Below are 16,695 nucleotides of genomic sequence, written 5' to 3' on the forward strand. Positions count from 1 at the left end.
GCGGGCAGGACGCCTGCCGGCGGAACTCGTGCCGGCCGGCTGTGCGGGTCAGCTGATGGTGCAGGCCGACCCGTTGAGGGTGAACGAACTCGGTCTGGCGGTGTTACCGGTGTGGGTGGCCTGGAAGCCGATGCTGACCGACGCGTTCGGCGCGATGGTGCCGTTGTACGACACGTTGCGCGCGGTCACCTGCCCGGAGGTCGGCGAGTAGCTGGCATTCCAGCCGCCGGTGATGTTCTGACCGCCGGGCAGCGTGAAGACCAGCGACCAACCGTTGATCGTGGAGCTGCCGGTGTTGGTGATCGTGATCTCCTCGGTCAGGCCGTTGTTCCAGGCGTTGACCGTGGCGGCGACCCGGCACGCCCCGCCACCGGGCGGCGGGGTGGTGGGGTTCGGCGGCGGCGTGGTGGGGTTCGGGGGCGGGGTGGTCGGGTTCGGGGGCGGGGTGGTGCCGCCGCCGAACTGGGTGAAGAAGCGCCAGGTCTCGCCCGGCAGCCAGGTACGGGAGCCGCTGTCACCGGGGGCGCCGTCCTGCGGTGCGGCGATGTGTCCCTCGTCGAAGGCCGCCCAGACCACCGGGTAGCCGGCGGCGCAGCCGGAGTAGGTGGTGCTGCGGTGGGTGAGGCTGCCCTGCGACGGTTCCGGCGGGTTCTGCGCCGTGCAGCCGTTGTTGCGGACGAACCGGTCCCGCAGCGTCCGCCCGTTGGAGATGTTGAGGACACTGTCCCGGATGCCGTGCGCTCCGAAGTAGGCGACCGGCTGGGTACCGCCGCTGCATCCGCTCAGCTGGGCACCGCCGTAGACGGCGACGGCGCGGAAGACGTTCGGCCGGGCACAGGCGAGGGCGTAGCTCATGGCGCCGCCGTAGCTGAATCCGAGCGCGAAGCGCTGGGTGGTCTCTACGCAGAGGTCGGCCTCGATGTGTCGGAGCATGTCGTCGACGAAGGTGACATCCTCGCCGCCGGAGTTGGCCCAACCGCTGTTGAGGCCCTGCGGTGCGACGAAGATGGTGCTGTTGTTCGACAGGGGCAGCAGTCCGTAGTACGCCCAGGTGTCGCGCTGCACGGTCTGACCGGTGGCGACGTCGGTGGCCGAGCCGTTGAGCCAGTGGAATCCGAGCACCAACCGGTACGGGTTGTTGTTGTTGTAGTTGTCCGGCACCCGCAGGATGAAGCTGCGGCTCTTTCCGCTGCTCTGGATGGTGTGCGTACCGCTGCGCAGGGTCGGAGACTTGCCGCAACCGGCGGTCGCGGCCATGACGCCCGGCTGGGCGGCGTGGGCGCTGCCGTCGAGGCTCGCGCTCACTGCGGTGCCGGCGGCGGCCAGCGCCATCAGGGTCGCGAGCACGACAGGCCCGAAGATCGATCTACGCCTGGACATTGTGGGTACTCCATTCCGCGTCCGTCCGGACGCGCGGCGATGCGGCGCGACGCGGTGGGTGGTTTCGCCGGGAACGGCCGGCGTACCGCGGGGTCGCGCCTGGGTACGGTGCGACGCCCCGGGTGGTCAGGTCAGGTGGGTGACCCGGGACGACAGGTTCCGACGTGTGTCACGGCTTCCGCGTTGCGCCGTCAGCCGCCCTGGACCGGCGGCGTGACACGTCCCCGACAGGGCCCGCGGTGCTGTCAGCCGTGCGTCATGCGCCTCGACTCGCCCGGTCGCGGACCGGCGGGGACGTCGGAGCGTGCCCTTCGCTCCTGCCACCGAACGTAACCAGTGAGCGATAACATCGCAAGATGTAAATGCATTTACCTTGCGCAGGGCGACGACGGACGGCGGCCGGCTCCGAAGGCGTACTCGTAGCCGACGAGAACGACCAGAAAGACGGCGAGCAGGCCCAGGGCGAACAGGCCGGGCAGGTACCGCCCAGCCGGCAGGAGCGCCACCGCGACGACGGGTGCGAGCAGTTGCGCCGGGGTCACCGATCGGACGCTGAGTCCGAGGAACGCGACCCGGCCCGCGAGATACAGCGCCACCCCACCGAACAGCGCGACGGCCGGAGTCCATGCCAGGCGCGACCCGGGCGCGTGCCAGGGCTGGTCATGCGCCAGAGCCGCGATCACCTCATGGACCCCGAGCGCCAGATAGATCGTGCCGGCGATCAGCGCGAAATGAATCCCGCTGTAGGCGTTGGCGGCGAGACGGTCCCGTCGCGGGCCGCGCTCGACCATCAGCGCCTCTCCCGCCACCACCGAGTTCACCATGTACAGCCGGAACAGGCAGACCGTGACGACGAGGGTGAACACCGCGGCCAGCAGGGTCGAAGCGTTGATCATCTCGGATCCGATGCCGGCACCGACCGAGATCAGCGTCTCGCCGAGCGCGATGATCACCACAAGCGCGTGCCGTTCGGTGAAGTGCTCCGAGCTGTGCAACGGCCACCCGCTCAGCATGGAGGCGATCAGCCCGCCGGAGAAGTCGATCGCGAGCGCACCGGCCCAGAGCGGCAGCTGCGCGGAACCGCCGAGCACGGCGCCGAGGGCGAGCGGAACCCAGGACAGTGCGGTGGTGATCGTGTAGATGCGGATCGTCCGGTGCAGCCGTCGATCACCCTCGGCCGCCCGGCGGTAGAGAGCCAGGTGGATCGCCCGTACCACGAGGTAGGCCAGCACCAGGATCAATCGGGGGCCCGGCGTGGAGTTCCAGACGTCCGGGACGATCACGGCGATGAGGAAGATGGGACCCATGACGGCCGTGGTGCCGGCCCGGATCAGCCCGACGTCGGCGCGGGCCTGATTACCGAGCCAGGCGTAGATCAGCCAGGAGATCCACAGCAGCAGCAGGACGATCAGGCCCTTGAGCAGGGTCAGCGGGGACGCCTGACCCGCCATGTACGCGGTGATCCTGGTGAGCGCGAAGACGAACACCAGATCGAAGAAAATCTCGTACAGCGTCGCTCGGTGCGTCTCCCCGGTCGCCTCGATCCGCCCTCGGAAGATCCGCCACATCGTCCCATCTTCATCGCTGCGCCAGCCGCATTCGGGACGATTCCCGAAGCTACCGCCGCAGGTAGTGGTCGAGGGTGACCCGGCCGTCCGGGACGAAGGGCCAGGTCGGATCGGCGAGCCGGGCGACCAGCTCGGCCAGGTCGAGCCACCAGCCGTCGGCCACCTCGCTGGGCTGGTGCACCACCGGGCCGCACCGGCTCCGCTCATAGCGTGCCTCGAAGACGAACGCCAGGTAGTTGGTGCGCGGGTCGGCGTACCAGTAGCGCAGACAGGGTCGGATCTCGCAGTTCGTGACGCCCAGCTCCTCGGTGAGCTCCCGGGCCGCCGCCTCGGACGGATCCTCACCGGCCAGCACGACGCCTCCGGCGAAGGCGTCGTGCATGCCCGGGTAGACGTCCTTCGTGTCGGTACGGCGATGGACGTAGACCCGGTCCCGCTCGTCCCGCAGCAGCACCGCCGTCGCGGCGTGCGGCAGGTTGTCGGCACGCACGGTACTGCGCGGCGCGGCGCCGGTGACCGTCCCCGAGGTGTCACCCTCCAGGTAGAGGGCCACGAGCTCATCCATCCGCTCACCGTAGCCCGGTCGGTTCCGGCGCGTCCGCCGCGTCCCCCACGCACCGTCGAGCCGAGCGCGCGCCACGAACGGAGCAAGGAACGAACTTGTTACATTCCCATACTTATATTTTCTGGTTGATCTATATAACCTCCGTTCAGCGTTCTTGATCATCCCCCCGGATGGTCCGCTGTTGAGGAGGCTCTGTGTCACAAGCACGCCTACCGCGCCTGCGGCGCGTCACGGTCGCCGCCGGCATCACCACGGCCGCCGTCGCCGCCACCCTGCTCGCGCTGCCGCAGCCCGCGATGGCCGCGGGCGGACCCTACCGGGCCGCCGCCCTGCCGATCACCACCCCCCGAGCGGCCAGCGATGTCACGGTCATCCCCGGGGCGTACGTCGTCACGATGAAGCCCGGAACCGACGCGACGGTCCCGGCCCGGGCGCTGAAGGCCGCACCCACCGCCTACTTCCAGCGAGCGGTGAACGGGTTCGCCGCCCGGCTCACCACCGCCCAGGTCACCGAGCTGGCCCACAACGCCAACGTGCTGAGCATCGAGCGTGACGTGCTCCAGTACGACGTGGTCGACGCCACCCAGAGCAACCCGCCGTCCTGGGGCCTCGACCGGATCGACCAGACCAACCGACCGCTGTCGAGCAGCTACACCTACAACTCGACCGGTACCGGCGTGCACGCGTACATCATCGACAGCGGCATCCAGGCCAACCATCCGGACTTCGGCGGACGCGCCCAGTTCGCCTACAACGCCATCGACAGCAACAACACCGACTGCAACGGGCACGGCACGCACGTGGCCGGCACCGTCGGTGGCACCAGCCACGGCGTGGCCAAGAACGTGCGGCTGTACGGCGTGAAGTGGCTGAACTGCTCCGGTGGCGGCACCCTCTCCGCCGCGATCGGCGCGGTCGACTGGGTCACCAGGAACGCCAACAAGCCGGCGGTGGCGAACGCCTCCTGGAACTACACCTACAGCTCCACCCTGGCCACCGCCCTGACGAACATGATGAACAGCGGGGTCTTCCTGGCCGCCTCCGCCGGCAACACCGGTGGCAACTCGTGCGACCGGCTGCCGCGCAACCTCTCCGCCGCGTTGGTGGTCGCCGCGACCACCAACACCGACGCGCGGGCCAGCTACTCGTCCACCGGATCGTGCGTCGACATCTACGCTCCCGGGTCGGCCATCGTGTCGACCTACCCCACCTCGACCACGTCCAGCCTGAACGGCACCTCGATGGCGACCCCGCACGCCGCCGGCACCGCCGCGCTCTACAAGGCGACCTACGGCGACGCCAGCCAGGCCACGGTGCACAACTGGATCGTGTCGAACGGGGTGAGCGGGGTGGTGACCGGCAGCCTCTCCGGCACCCCGAACCTGCTGCTCAACAAGCGCAACCTCTAGCGCCCCGCGGCGATTCCTGATCGGAACCGTCCCGGACGCGGCAGCGGTCCCCTGCCGCGTCCGGGACAGGTTCGCACCCCGGCGTCACGGCTTGAGCAGCCGGAACGCGATGAAACCCGGCGAGTGGGCCAGCCTGTCGTGGGCCTCGGGATGGCGGGCGGCCATGGTCCCGGCCGGCTGCGGCTCGACCAGCCGCTCGATGAGGAATCCGGCGTCGGTGAACTCCCGGCACCACGCCTCCAGCGGCTGCCGCCAGTAGCGCACCCGCCACCGCGTCTGCCAGGTCTCCTCCACCCACACCCGGTCGAAGTAGCCGCCCCCGGTGAGCAGCCAGTCGCAGGTCGGGTGGGTGGTCGAGACGACCAGGTGACCGCCCGGGCGGAGCACCCGGTGCAACTCGGACAGCGCCGCCGGCCGATCCTCGACGTGGTGGATCACCAGGGCCATGAGAACGATGTCCTGCGTCGCGTCCGGCAACCAGGTCAGCGGCCGCTCAAGGTCCCACACCCGCACGTCGGCCCGCCCACCCAGGCGCAGCCCGGCCAGCCTCACCATCTCCGGGCTGGCGTCGAACGCGGTGACGGCGGCACCCCGGGCCAGCAGTTCCTCCGCGTACAGCCCTGGCCCGCAACCGGCGTCCAGCAGCCGGGCACCCGTGACGTCGCCGAGCAGATCGAGCACCGCGGGTCGGTCGTAGTGGGCGTTGTAGGCGCTGTCGCGGGCGTGGGCCTCGAACTCGGCCGCGAACGGCTCGTACATCGGCTGACCTCGGTGACTCACCGAACGATGGTGCCACGCGGCCCGCTGCCGCACAGGTACATATCCCGCCACCGCCGCCGTACGCTGGGTGGTCGACGACCAACGGGGAGGACAGGCGATGAGGCTGGGCCTGCACTACTGGAAGTTCTCCACACCGGACACTCCGTCGGAGATCGCTCCGACGCTGGCACGGACCGCCGAGATCGCCGAGGAGGCCGGATTCTCGGCGTTCACGGTCATGGACCACTACTTCCAGATGGAGGGCATGGCGTCGGCCGAGGAGCCGATGCTGGAGGCGTACACCACGCTGGGCTACCTGGCGGCGCGCACCGAACGGATGACCCTCGGGGTCCTGGTCACCGGCGTGATGTACCGGTATCCGGGCCTGCTCGCCAAGATCGTCACCACGCTTGACGTACTCTCCGGGGGGCGTGCCCGGCTCGGCATCGGTGCCTCGTGGTACGAGCGGGAGCAACGCGGCCTCGGTGTGCCGGTGGTCCCCGTGGCCGAACGCTTCGAGCGGCTCGACGAGACGCTGCGGATCTGCCGGCAGATGTGGAGTGACGACAACGGCCGCTTCGAGGGCCGGCACTACCAACTGGCCGAGACGCTGAACGTGCCAGCGCCGATCAGCCGACCGCACCCGCCCATCATGATCGGCGGTGGCGGGGAGAGGAGGACCCTGCGGCTGGTGGCCCGCCACGCCGACCTGTGCAACCTCTTCGGCACCAGCCCGGCCGAGGTGGCGCGCAAACTCGACGTGCTGCGGGAGCACTGCGTCGCCGAGGGACGTGACTACGACAGCGTCACCAAGACCGTGCTGGTCACCCGCCCGCCGCTGGACGACGTCGACGTGTTCGTCGCCGAGGTGGCCGAGTACGCGGCGCTCGGTGTGACCGAGGTGCAGACGATGCCCGACCGGCATCCGGTCGAGTTCGCCGAGCGGCTGGCCGAGCGGCGGGTGGTGGACCGGCTGGTCGACCTCTCACCGGGACGGTAGACCGGCCAGCCAGCGTTCGAGGGCCTCGGGAGAGTCGAGCAACAGCACCGGCGGGCCGGCCGGGTCGGCATGCCAGGCGCGCATCCGACGCCGTTCCCGGCCGTACCCGGTCAGGTGCCACACCAGGACCGACTCGGCGGACAGCACGCTGCCCAACGACTCTCGGTTGCCGTTGCAGATCTCCTCCCCCGTCCTCAGTCGCCGCAGGGTGCGCCGCAGCAGTCGGCGGAAGGAGAGCCCGCGCGGGTAGTCCAGGCCGATGACCAGGTCCGCGCGGGACAACGGCACGTCACGCCAGCCGTGGTACGCCCCGTCGAGAATCCAGCGGTCCCGCCGGCAGATCGCCTCGATCCGACGGCGTTGCAGCGTCACCGGCACCTCGACCCAGTTGGGTTCCCAGAGCAGGTCGTCGACCGGGTACCAGGGCAACCCGAGTCGCTGGGACAGCAGCCGCGCGAGGGTGGACTTGCCGGAGCCGTGGACCCCGTAGACCAGGATGCGAGACAGCTTGCTCATCGCGCGGCAGCCTAGCCGGCCGGCGTCGTCGGCCTGCCGGGCGGCCGGTGACCGGCCGCCCGGAACGGGCTCAGCGGTTGGTCGCCAGGTCGCCGCAGTCGGTCTCGTCGGGCAGCAGCGGTCGCAGGGTCACCGTCCACCGCTTTCCGTCCGAGGCCCACGGGGTGGCCGCGTTCGCCGTCGCGGCGGCGGTGAGCAGCTGCTGGGCCTCGTCACCGGTCACCGTGACACAGCCCAGCCCCACCCCCTTGCCGAGCTCGGCTCCGGGCAGCGCCGGCCCTGGCCAGGCGACCTCGGGCTGCTCGCCGACCTCGTCGTTGGCGACCCACGGTTCGGCGACGGCCGCGACGGCGGTCGGCGCGTACGGTCGCGCGTTGCCCTGCGCGGCGGCGAGCGGACCGGACTCGGCGGTCAGCGACTCGGCGAACTCCCGCAGCTTGTCCCGGCCCGCCCGCTGCTCGGCGGTGAGGCCGGGCTCCGCGCCGCCGGACTCGGCGAGGGCGTACACCTCGAACTCCTCGACCCCGTAGTCGCCGAGCACCGTGAACCGGGTCGAGGGCATGTCGGACACCGACGGCGTGCCGAGGTCCGCCGGGCCGCCCACACCCGCCGCGCGGGCCGCCTTGAGCAGCTCCTCCACCTCGGTGGCGCTGATCGTGCCCACCTGGAGGTTGGGCAACGCCGGCCCTGGATAGATCAGGGTGACCGGCCCCTGCGTGATCACGCGACCGTCGCCGTACACGCTGATCGCGGGCAGGCGGGTGGCGAGCATCGCCGGCGTGACGAAGCCACCGGTGTGATCCATCCGGAAGACCACCGCGTCGGCGGAGTACGACCGCTCGGGTGAGTCCGCCCCACCCGAGCCGGTGGCGTCGGTCTGCTGGCCACAAGCCGCGGAAGTCAGCAACAGCAAGGGGACGACCGCGAGCCGCCCGCTTCGACGAATCCTCATGCCGGTCGGACGTCGGCGGAGGCCGATCGGTTGCATCCGATCGGCCGCGGCGCGGTCGGCCGCAGGCCCCGGGTGAGCAGCAGCGTGGCGACCAGCGACAGGGCGGCCATCACGGCCACCGCCCGGTGGGTCGGCAGCAGGTCGGCGACCGTACCGGCCAGGGCCGCGAACACCGCCTGCCCGGCCAACATCCCGTTCTGTTGCAGGCCGAGCACCTGACCTCGGGCCTGCGGTGGGGAACAGGCGATGAGCCGCTCCTGCAACGGCAACGAGACCGCGAACCCGACCGAGGCGACCAGGGTGAGAAGCATCGCCAGCGGCAGCTCCGGCCGGACCAGGAAGAGCAGATAGGGCAGCGGGAGCAGCAGCCGCAGCGGCAGTACGCACCGCTGCCGCGCGGCGGCCGGCAGGAAGCGTCCCACCAGCACGTCACCGGCGAGCATGCCGAGGGCGCCGGCGGCGAAGAGGAAGCCGGCCCGCTCACCCGCGTACGGCAGGAACAGCGCCTCGCAGCCGACGACCAGCCCGTTGGGCAGCCACAGGTTCAGGTAGAGCGACCGGCGGCGCGGATCCGCCCACAGCTCCCGGTTGACCCGCCTGGTGCGTGCCGCCGAGGTCCGCTCCCCGGCCCGCGCCGGTCGCTCCCGCAGCCCGAACCGGGTCACCGCGACGGCCAGGGCACGCAGCACGGCGGCGACCAGAAACACCTGGTACGGACTCAGCCAGACCAGCAGCAACCCGCCGGCACCGAACCCGGCGATCTGCATGACGCCGACGCTGACGTTCAGCGTGGACCGGCCCAGCACGTACGCCCCGGCCGGCAGGATGTCGTTGATCAACGCCCAGCGGGCACCGCCGGTGACCGAGCCGACGTAGGCGACGAGCAGGATCACCGCGAAACGCACCCACAGCGGCAGGCCGGGAACGGCCTGTAGTACCGCGCCGGCGAGGCCGACCAGCGCGGCGAGGGTCAGCGCCCGACGCGGCGGCAGGCTGTCCGCGGCGGAGAGCAGGGTCAGGCTGCCGAGCACGCTGGCCAGCGGTGCGCCGAACATGCTCAGCGCGGTGAGCAGAGCCGAGCCGGTCACGGCGTAGGTCAGCGAACCGAGGGCCAGCGCCGAGGTGGTGTGCGCGGCGATGCCGGCGCAGTTGGCCACGAAGAGACTGCGGAATTCGGGTACGGAGAACAGCTCCGAGTACGTCCTCACGCCGACGATCGTCGGGGCGTCGAGCCGGACGGCGTAGAGTTACGGCTGGGGGCGAAACATGTCGGTGTGGCGGGTGCCGGTGGATCTGCTCGCGGGCAGCCGCTTCGTCATCTCACCGATGACGGAAACGGTGGCGGCGCTCAAGGCGCTGCACAGCCCCCGCCACCCGTGGCAGCACTCCTGGCGGCGGCCCCATCTCACGGCTTACCAGCGGATGCTGGGCCGGTGGCCGGTGCTTCCGGAGTTGCTGGCGGCTTCCTTCGCGCCGCGGTGGATCGCCGACTTCCTCACCCTGCCCCCCGCGACGGCTGCCCCGACCTTCGCCGAGGAACTGGCCGTCGTCGCCGCCCGCTCCGACGAGCAGATCCGCGCCGACCTGCGGGCGACCCGACCGGGGCCGCTGGCCGAGGTGCTGTGCCACGACGGGCTGGCCGAGCAGGCGGTGCGCCTGCTCGACTGGGTCTGGACCCACGCGGTACGTCCCGAGTGGCCGGAGCGGGAACGCCGGCTGCGGGCCGACGTGGTGGCACGTACCGCGCGGCTCAGCGGCCAGGGGTGGGTGGGGCTCCTCGCGGAGCTCAATCCCGGTATGCGGTGGCTGGGCGACGGTTGGCTCCAGGTCAACGACCACCCCGCGGCGCCCCTGCCGCTCGACCGGGCCGAGCAGCTGGTGTTCGTTCCGGCGCACTGTGCCCGCGGTTGGGTGGTGTGGGACCAGAACCGCTTCGGCATGGTCTACCCGGCCACCGGCATCCTCGCCGACCTGCCTCCGCCCGCGCCGGACGGGTTGGACAGACTCATCGGCCCGAACCGCGCCGCCATCCTGGTCCGGCTGGGCACGCCGCTGAGCACCTCGCACCTCGCCGCGCTCACCGGACTGTCCCTGGGCGCGGTCGGCGACCACCTGCGGGTGCTGCTCGACGCGGGCATGGTGACCAAACGCCGTTCGGGGCGGGAGGTGCTCTACTGGCACACCCCGCTCGGTGCCGCCCTGGCCACCGGTGATCCGGCGCCGGCGGGCTCCCGCGCCGGGGAGCACTTCAGGCCAGATTGATCGTGTACGCGGCGGTGTGCACCTTCCCGTCGACCTGGAAGTCGAAGAACGCCCGGTAGCGGCCGGTACTGGGGGCGGTCAGCCAGAACCTGACGGCCCCGTCGACCAGCTCCGGCTCCGGATGGACGTGCACGTAGCCCAGGTCGCCCTCGCGCACCACGACCAGGTGCCCGTACGCGCCCAGGTAGCGCTCCAGAGGTGCCGGCCCGCCCGCACCGTCCCGGTCGACACGGAAGAGCAGCGGAACGGTCATGCCGATGGTGGGTGTGCCGACCATGGACACCGCGTACGGCCCGGCCGTCGCCTGCGGCTGCGGCGGGGGCAGCCCGGCCGGTTCGTAGCCGCCCGGCACCTCGTGATCGACGCCGAGCACCAGCGGTAGCTGCCGGCCGTCCCCGGTGGTGACGGAGAAGTCCGCGTAGATGCGGTAACCGCCGGCCCGGGTGAGTTTCAGCGGCACGCTCCAGGTGCCGTCCGCCGCCATCGTCGGGTGCAGGTGCTGGTACCCGCTCAGGTCGCGGCCGACCACGATCAGGTGCAGCGGCTTGTCGTGCACGATCGCGAAGCGGGTCACCGCCTGCCCGTCGACCCCCACCACCCGGAACCGGTAGTCGCGGGTCGCGCCGGCGGGTTGGGAGCGGAGCACCGGCTTCAGCGTGTACCCGGCGACGCTCACGGTCGTACCGGTCGCCTGGTCCTGGCCGTCACCCGGATGTGTGTGGGGGCCGGTGCCCGGCTCATGCTGGTGTCCGTCACCGGCCGACACCATCTGTCCCGCGTCCCGCGTGCCGTCGCCCGGCGCCGTGTCCTGAGCGGGGGCTGCGGAGGTGCGGACGTCGGTGCCGATCCGCCCGAGGGCGAAGCCGGCCAGCAGCGTCAGCACCAGTCCGCCGACCAGCAGCGCGAGGCGCGTGTCGCCGAGCCGTCGCGGGCCCACGGCCACGATTCCGTCCGCCGGTTCCGCGGAGGTGACCGTCCCGGCGTCGGCATTCGCGGCTACGGTCGTCGCCGCCGGTGCCGCGGTCACGTCCCGTCGCGCCGAGGCCGCCGTCGACACGGCGGCAGCCTTCGTGCCCGGGCCAACCGCCGGGGCCACCGTCCGGCGTCCCTTGCCCGTGGCGGCCGACCGGGCGCGGCGACCGTCCGGTCTGGCGGCCGGTCCCCCTCGGGATCGGGAGGCGCCGGGCCGGCGTCCCGCCTTCCGGCCCTGCGGTACGCGGGCCGGTCGGAGTCGCCACGCGAGGAGGCCGGCGACCGCCACGACGACCACCACCACGGTGGCCCAGCCGAGCCGACCGCCGGCCGCCGGCTCGTTCGCGGCGGGCGGCGCGGCCGCCAACGACGGGTCCGGTGCCGCCGTCACGGCGGGTGTTGCCGCGCCACCGGCCGTCGTCCCGGGCACCGGTTGCGGCCCGACGTTGCCGTGTTGCTCGGCGGCGGCCAGCAACGTCGGATCGGGCTGACCGGTGGGTGGCTGCCAGCCGGAGGGCGCGGCCGTCGGCGCGCCCGTGTAGCGGAAGGTGACGGTGCCGCGCACCGGGTCACCGTCCGAGGCCACCGACAGGTAGCTCACCACGTACTGGCCGGCCGCGGGCAGGTGCGCGAGCGTCACCACCACGGGATGGCCGGTCGTGTACTCGCGTGGCTCGAACACCCCGTCAACCAGGAAGTACTCGCGCACCGGCCGGTCCAGTGGGCGGGGAGCCCCGTGCGTCCAGCCGTTGTCGACGCGTCCGCCCCCGGGGGCCGTGACGGTGAAGTACGCGTCGTCGCGGACCCGCTCGGTGAATTCGAGCTGCACGGTCGTCACCGCCTCGGCGACGGTGGCACCGTCGGCCGGTGTGGACGTGGCCAGGGTGCCGTGCGCCGAGGCGGGCGTGCCGGGGCCGAGGAGGACGACTCCGGCAGCGAGGATCAGGGCGAGCAGACCGGCTGCCGGGCGGCCGGGAGCCGGAGGGTGACGACGCATCGAATCATCCTCGCGACGAGGCGGCTTTTCGCAATAGGCCATCATCTTTTTGTTCAGATGGGAAAAGTTCCGGCCGCCCTGACCGATTTCGATGCGGACGGCGCTCCCCGTCAGTCGCCGGTGAGCACCGACGTCCGGCCCTCTGCCCGGCCCTGGTCGCGAGCCTGAGCGAGCAGCCGGGCGAGCCGCCGACGACGTCGGCGGGTGACGCTCCGCCAGATCAGCAGCAACGAACCGACAAGTACGGTGAGAAGCAGGTGTGACCAGGGCACCGTCCACACGGTCACGCTGGCGGTGGTCGGCCGGAGCTGAGCATCGGCCGGCTCGCCGGACACGACGGACGGGTTCACCTCGATCGTGGTGGTGAGCCGTCCCAGTCCCCAGATCCCGCCGACCCGGGCCTCGATCCGCCGGCCGTCGCCCGGCAACAGTTCCGGCACCTCGCGCGACGCGGTTCGGTTCATGAGCCCGAACAGCTCACTCACCCGGACGCCGCTGTCGCCGGTCACCGCGACGTTGCCCTCGTTCCTGGCGATGTAGGTCAGCCGGACCCGGCCGGCCGTGAAGGGGTTCCAGGACGGCTCGTAGCTGACGGCAAGATCGTCGACGGCGATCGCGGCGGTGACCGTGCCACTGGCCCGCAGCATCACCCGGAACCCGACCCGGCTCTGCACCGCCACCGTCCCGCCGGTGCTGGTCACCGTGGCGGCGACCCCGGCGGGATGGTCCCCCGGCGTGGCGTCCGGCGGCACGGTGATGGTGAACGGCACCACCTTCGTCTGTTTCGCTCCGACGGTCACCGCCTCGGGCAGCGTGATCCAGGTGCCGCTGTCGACCGACTTCTGGCCGGAGGACAACATGTTGAACCGTCCCTTGTCGGTCAGGTACCCGTCGGCGGCCTGCAACGCGAACACCACCGGTGAATCGCTGAAGTTCCGTACCGCCAGGTGCTCGGTCACCACCGCACCGGGGTCCAGGGTGCGTTCGATCCACCGGCGACCGTCCGGGCCCCGCTCGTCCGCCGGCTGCACAGCCCACGTCACGGTCGCCTCGGTGGGCTCCGCCGACCCCGCGACGGGCGTGCTCGCCACGATGGCCGACACCGCGACGAGAACGGCCGTCGACCGGGCCAGGAATCGGATCATCACAGTCCTCTGAGGCTGGAAGAGGCGCGGTCCGGGGGTCGCCGAGCGGCGACCCCCGGACCAGCGGTCACTCGAACAGGGACAGGGTCACCGTCGCGGTGTACGAGCCGGCCGCGACATCCGCCGGGGTGCGCAGGAACAGGTCCGCGTCGACCGAGTAGGCGTCACCGGCCACCGCACCCGAGTCGAACGTCGACACCAGCAGTTCCTGGTCGACCAGACCCACGTTGTTCCCCGGCTGCGTCGGCTCGTCCAACACCGTCACGACCTCTTCGCCCGCGCTGACCAGGCCGGTGTCGCCACCGTCGATCAGTCGCGGTTGCCAGCCCAGATGCCCGGCACCGATGGGCTGCTGACCGGCGCTGCCGACAAAATCGGTCGCGCTGCCCAGCACCGCCCACGCCGCGCCCTCCGGCACCTCATCCGCAGTGCGCGTGTCGGTGACGGTGACCGTGGGCAGGGTGCCCACGAACTGGCGTACCAGCAGCGTCGACCCGTCCTCGGTCAGCGCCACCGAGTCACCGGCCACCGACAGCGCCAGCACCCCCGGTTCCCGGATCTCCTCGATGTCGACGGTGACCTCCACCTCCCCGCTGCCACCCGGCTCGGCCAGGGCCGGCGACGACACCGCCGCCGGTCCGACCAGGAGGATGCCCGCGGCTCCCGCCGCGACCAGCCGCTTGCTGTTCCATGTGCTCATTCCGACGCTCCGTTGTCGTTGGTGAAGGGCTCGGGGTCAGGCGCCGCAGGTGACGCCGGGATACTCGACGGTGCGTACGGTCGCCGCGTTGGTGCCGTCAGCGGTTACCCGGACGGTCGCCACACCCGCCGGCACCGCCGACTTTCGCGTGTTGAACTGCTGGTACGCGTTGGCGCCGGGCGCGACGGCGGAGACCGACCGCTGCCCGTACGCCGTCTCCAGCACCAGGTCCACCGGCGCGTCGTGGTCGTTGCGCGCCTGGACCGCCACGTAGGCGTTGCCGCCGACGCACCGTGCCTGGGCACTGACCGTGACCGGCACCTCCGCGCCGGCCGCCGCCTCGAAGGCCCAGGTGTCGAGCTCGAAGAGGTCGGCACCGGCCGGCCCGGCGTAGGTGAAGTACACGTCGTGCACGCCCGCGACACCGTCGAGTTGCGCGGTCAGCTCCGTCCACTCGCCCAGCGGCGCGTCGACCGGAATGGTCGCGACCACCGGCGCGGTGACCTCGTCCAGCCGAACCTGGATGGTCCCGCCGGTCGCCAGCGGTCGCACCTTCGCCGACACACTGCCGGCGCCGTCTCCGAAGTCCACCGACGACAACGCCGTCCAGTCGCCATTGTCGATGTCGGTCACCACCAGATTCGGTGCCGCGTCGCCGAACTGGGTCGATCCACCGCCGACCTTCCGGGTCGCGACACCCTTGCTCCAACCGAAGGTCTCCGCCTCGAACACCCGGTACGGGTCGAAGTCGCGGACCTGGTCGACACCGGCGTAGGTCCCCACTACCTGCTGGATCGTGCCGTCCGGGTTGAAGGTCAATTCCTGGATGTGCGGGCTGCGGTACCCCTGGGTGGTGTTGCCGTTGATGCGCTTGTTCAGCGTCGGGGCGTGGTACGTGAAGTAGTACCGGCCCTCGAACTCGAAGACCGACTGGTGGTTGTTGCCACCGGTGCCGGCGCCGAAGAACTGCGACTGGTTCGGGAACAGCACACCCGCGTAGGTCTCCTTCGGCCACACCATCGGGTCGTCGGAGATCAGGTAGCCGATCTGTCCACCGCCCGGATACCCGGGCAACGGGGTCTGGTTGCCACCGAAGTCGTTGCCACCGAAGTGCGAGGAGTACGAGAGGTAGTACCTGCCGTCGCGCTCGAAGACGTGGGCCGCCTCGAAGGCGACCGGGGCGTCCACGACCGCCGCCCGGCCCTCGGTCGACACCATGTCGTCACCGAGCCTGATCGCCCGCAGGTTCTTCGGGTTGTTGAAGCGTTCGGCCGGCGGCATGCTCGTCAACGCGGGACCGCCACCGAAGTAGAGGTAGGGCTCTCCGTCGGAGTCCACGAACGGTGCCGGGTCGAACTTCCACGCCACGTCCTCGGCACCCGGCGTACGGCCGTCGATCAGCGTGCTGGTGCGCTCGCTACGCCACGGGCCGAGCGGGGAATCACCGGTGATCACGTTGCTCGATCCGCCGCCGTTGGCATAGTAGAGGAAGAACTTCTCCTGACCGTCGACCACCTTCCGGGCCATGCCGGGTGCCCAGGAGTTGTTGGTGAACGGTGCCACGCCGTTGGGGCCGGCAACCTGGATCTCGCCGTGGTCGGTCCAGTTCACCAGGTCCGCCGAGGAGATCACCGTGATCTGGTTGATGTCGCCGTAGTTGATCCCCGGCGAGACGCCGGTGACCGGGTCCGGCGCGTAGCCCTGGGTGTCATTGGTCAGGTACAGGTACACCCGGCCGTCGTGCACGAAGCCGAACCCGTCGGCGCCGAACTTGTGCCCGATCAAGGGGTTGTGTTCGCCGGGCAGCTTGCCGACCACCTCGATGGTCTTCGACGGCGCGGGCGGCGGCGCGGCACCGACCACCGACACGTCGTCCAGCTTGAAGTCCATCAGGTGCAGATCCGGGTCCGACGACGGCGTGCTGGTCCACGGCGTCTCGAAGAACAACCGGGCCGTCGACACGTTCTGTCCGGCCGGGATGGTGAAGGTCCCGTTGAACTGCGCCCACTGCCCCTTCGTGGCGACCACGCTGACCAGGTTGGTGTAGGTCGCCGCGCCGTAGTGCATCGTGGCGAAGAACTGCTTCGTCGCCGGCCCGCTCGGGTTCTCGTACTTGATCCGGGCCGTCAGGGTGTAGGTCTGCCCGGCCTGGACCCGTCCGCTGAGGTTCTGCATCGGGCCGGAGCCGGTCGTCGCCCGGTTGGTGACGAGCACGGCGCTCGATCCTGAGTAGGCGTCCGCGGTGAGCGAAAGCGTCGCGCTGTCGGTCGCGTTGCCGTTGTTGACGAACCAGTCGGTGAGACCGTCCTCGAATCCGCCGTTGACGATGAGGTCGGTGTCGGCCGCCTGGGCCGGCGACGCGGCGACGAGCCCCGTGGCCAGCATGAGCCCGACCGTGGCGACAGCGACGACCCGTCGTACGGCCGTCCTTCGCACCTGATGTGTCACTGACAGTCCTCCTTGATCACTT

General features: G+C 71.1%; 14 protein-coding genes. 3 read left to right on the plus strand and 11 right to left on the minus strand.

What is annotated here, in order from left to right; translation table 11 throughout:
* Nucleotides 1–48: 48 nt before the first annotated feature.
* From SM447_RS14035 to SM447_RS14045, 3 genes are all read right to left on the minus strand, one after another.
* Complete coding sequence (locus SM447_RS14035; RefSeq protein ID WP_474573200.1) at nucleotides 49–1,380, minus strand: CE1 family esterase; 1,332 nt, start codon at nucleotides 1,378–1,380, stop codon at nucleotides 49–51.
* A 368-nt stretch (nucleotides 1,381–1,748) separates the two neighbouring features.
* On the minus strand, nucleotides 1,749–2,948 hold the full coding sequence (locus tag SM447_RS14040; protein ID WP_474573201.1) for a low temperature requirement protein A: 1,200 nt from the start codon (nucleotides 2,946–2,948) through the stop codon (nucleotides 1,749–1,751).
* 49 nt (nucleotides 2,949–2,997) lie between these two features.
* Nucleotides 2,998–3,513, minus strand: a complete 516-nt coding sequence (locus SM447_RS14045; protein WP_474573202.1) for an NUDIX hydrolase — start codon at nucleotides 3,511–3,513, stop codon at nucleotides 2,998–3,000.
* Nucleotides 3,514–3,707: 194 nt separating this feature from the next.
* Here SM447_RS14045 and SM447_RS14050 point away from each other — a divergent pair, with 194 nt between their 5' ends.
* Nucleotides 3,708–4,922, plus strand: coding sequence for a S8 family peptidase (locus tag SM447_RS14050; RefSeq protein WP_474573203.1), 1,215 nt, complete (start codon nucleotides 3,708–3,710; stop codon nucleotides 4,920–4,922).
* 84 nt (nucleotides 4,923–5,006) lie between these two features.
* On the opposite strand, the gene SM447_RS14055 is transcribed toward SM447_RS14050, so the two are convergent.
* A complete protein-coding gene (locus SM447_RS14055; protein ID WP_474573204.1) occupies nucleotides 5,007–5,702 on the minus strand; it encodes a class I SAM-dependent methyltransferase in 696 nt (231 codons plus the stop codon).
* A gap of 97 nt (nucleotides 5,703–5,799) precedes the next feature.
* On the opposite strand from SM447_RS14055, the gene SM447_RS14060 reads away from it, so the two are divergent.
* Nucleotides 5,800–6,681: an LLM class F420-dependent oxidoreductase gene (locus SM447_RS14060; RefSeq protein WP_474573205.1), complete on the plus strand. Its 882-nt coding sequence runs from the start codon at nucleotides 5,800–5,802 to the stop codon at nucleotides 6,679–6,681.
* Here the strand turns inward: SM447_RS14060 and SM447_RS14065 are convergent.
* From SM447_RS14065 to SM447_RS14075, 3 genes are all read right to left on the minus strand, one after another.
* On the minus strand, nucleotides 6,667–7,197 hold the full coding sequence (locus SM447_RS14065; protein WP_474573206.1) for an AAA family ATPase: 531 nt from the start codon (nucleotides 7,195–7,197) through the stop codon (nucleotides 6,667–6,669). The genes SM447_RS14060 and SM447_RS14065 overlap by 15 nt on opposite strands.
* Before the next feature lie 70 nt (nucleotides 7,198–7,267).
* On the minus strand, nucleotides 7,268–8,149 hold the full coding sequence (locus SM447_RS14070) for a hypothetical protein (RefSeq protein ID WP_474573207.1): 882 nt from the start codon (nucleotides 8,147–8,149) through the stop codon (nucleotides 7,268–7,270).
* On the minus strand, nucleotides 8,146–9,357 hold the full coding sequence (locus tag SM447_RS14075) for an MFS transporter (protein WP_474573208.1): 1,212 nt from the start codon (nucleotides 9,355–9,357) through the stop codon (nucleotides 8,146–8,148). Before SM447_RS14075 ends, SM447_RS14070 begins: the two co-directional genes overlap by 4 nt.
* A 58-nt stretch (nucleotides 9,358–9,415) precedes the next feature.
* Between SM447_RS14075 and SM447_RS14080 the strand changes: the two genes are divergently transcribed.
* Entirely contained in the window at nucleotides 9,416–10,411 is a 996-nt protein-coding gene (locus SM447_RS14080; protein WP_474573209.1) for an ArsR/SmtB family transcription factor, read from the plus strand.
* Here the strand turns inward: SM447_RS14080 and SM447_RS14085 are convergent.
* From SM447_RS14085 to SM447_RS14100, 4 genes are all read right to left on the minus strand, one after another.
* Nucleotides 10,398–12,380, minus strand: a complete 1,983-nt coding sequence (locus SM447_RS14085; protein WP_474573210.1) for a copper resistance CopC family protein — start codon at nucleotides 12,378–12,380, stop codon at nucleotides 10,398–10,400. The genes SM447_RS14080 and SM447_RS14085 overlap by 14 nt on opposite strands.
* A 110-nt stretch (nucleotides 12,381–12,490) precedes the next feature.
* Nucleotides 12,491–13,525 (minus strand): hypothetical protein, encoded by a 1,035-nt coding sequence (locus SM447_RS14090; protein WP_474573211.1) that lies wholly within the window; start codon nucleotides 13,523–13,525, stop codon nucleotides 12,491–12,493.
* A gap of 67 nt (nucleotides 13,526–13,592) precedes the next feature.
* Entirely contained in the window at nucleotides 13,593–14,225 is a 633-nt protein-coding gene (locus tag SM447_RS14095) for a hypothetical protein (protein ID WP_474573212.1), read from the minus strand.
* A 36-nt stretch (nucleotides 14,226–14,261) separates the two neighbouring features.
* Nucleotides 14,262–16,673: a family 43 glycosylhydrolase gene (locus SM447_RS14100; protein WP_474573213.1), complete on the minus strand. Its 2,412-nt coding sequence runs from the start codon at nucleotides 16,671–16,673 to the stop codon at nucleotides 14,262–14,264.
* Nucleotides 16,674–16,695 lie beyond the last annotated feature (22 nt).

It is taken from the genome of Micromonospora aridisoli (assembly GCF_056150025.1).

Bases quoted from the DNA above. Each gene is read 5' to 3' on its own strand.
- SM447_RS14095 (WP_474573212.1), bottom strand. From the start codon at position 14,225: ATGAGCACATGGAACAGCAAGCGGCTGGTCGCGGCGGGAGCCGCGGGC.
- SM447_RS14090 (WP_474573211.1), bottom strand. From the start codon at position 13,525: ATGATCCGATTCCTGGCCCGGTCGACGGCCGTTCTCGTCGCGGTGTCG.
- SM447_RS14080 (WP_474573209.1), top strand. From the start codon at position 9,416: ATGTCGGTGTGGCGGGTGCCGGTGGATCTGCTCGCGGGCAGCCGCTTC.
- SM447_RS14065 (WP_474573206.1), bottom strand. From the start codon at position 7,197: ATGAGCAAGCTGTCTCGCATCCTGGTCTACGGGGTCCACGGCTCCGGC.
- SM447_RS14085 (WP_474573210.1), bottom strand. From the start codon at position 12,380: ATGCGTCGTCACCCTCCGGCTCCCGGCCGCCCGGCAGCCGGTCTGCTC.
- SM447_RS14060 (WP_474573205.1), top strand. From the start codon at position 5,800: ATGAGGCTGGGCCTGCACTACTGGAAGTTCTCCACACCGGACACTCCG.
- SM447_RS14045 (WP_474573202.1), bottom strand. From the start codon at position 3,513: ATGGATGAGCTCGTGGCCCTCTACCTGGAGGGTGACACCTCGGGGACG.
- SM447_RS14070 (WP_474573207.1), bottom strand. From the start codon at position 8,149: ATGAGGATTCGTCGAAGCGGGCGGCTCGCGGTCGTCCCCTTGCTGTTG.
- SM447_RS14040 (WP_474573201.1), bottom strand. From the start codon at position 2,948: ATGTGGCGGATCTTCCGAGGGCGGATCGAGGCGACCGGGGAGACGCAC.
- SM447_RS14035 (WP_474573200.1), bottom strand. From the start codon at position 1,380: ATGTCCAGGCGTAGATCGATCTTCGGGCCTGTCGTGCTCGCGACCCTG.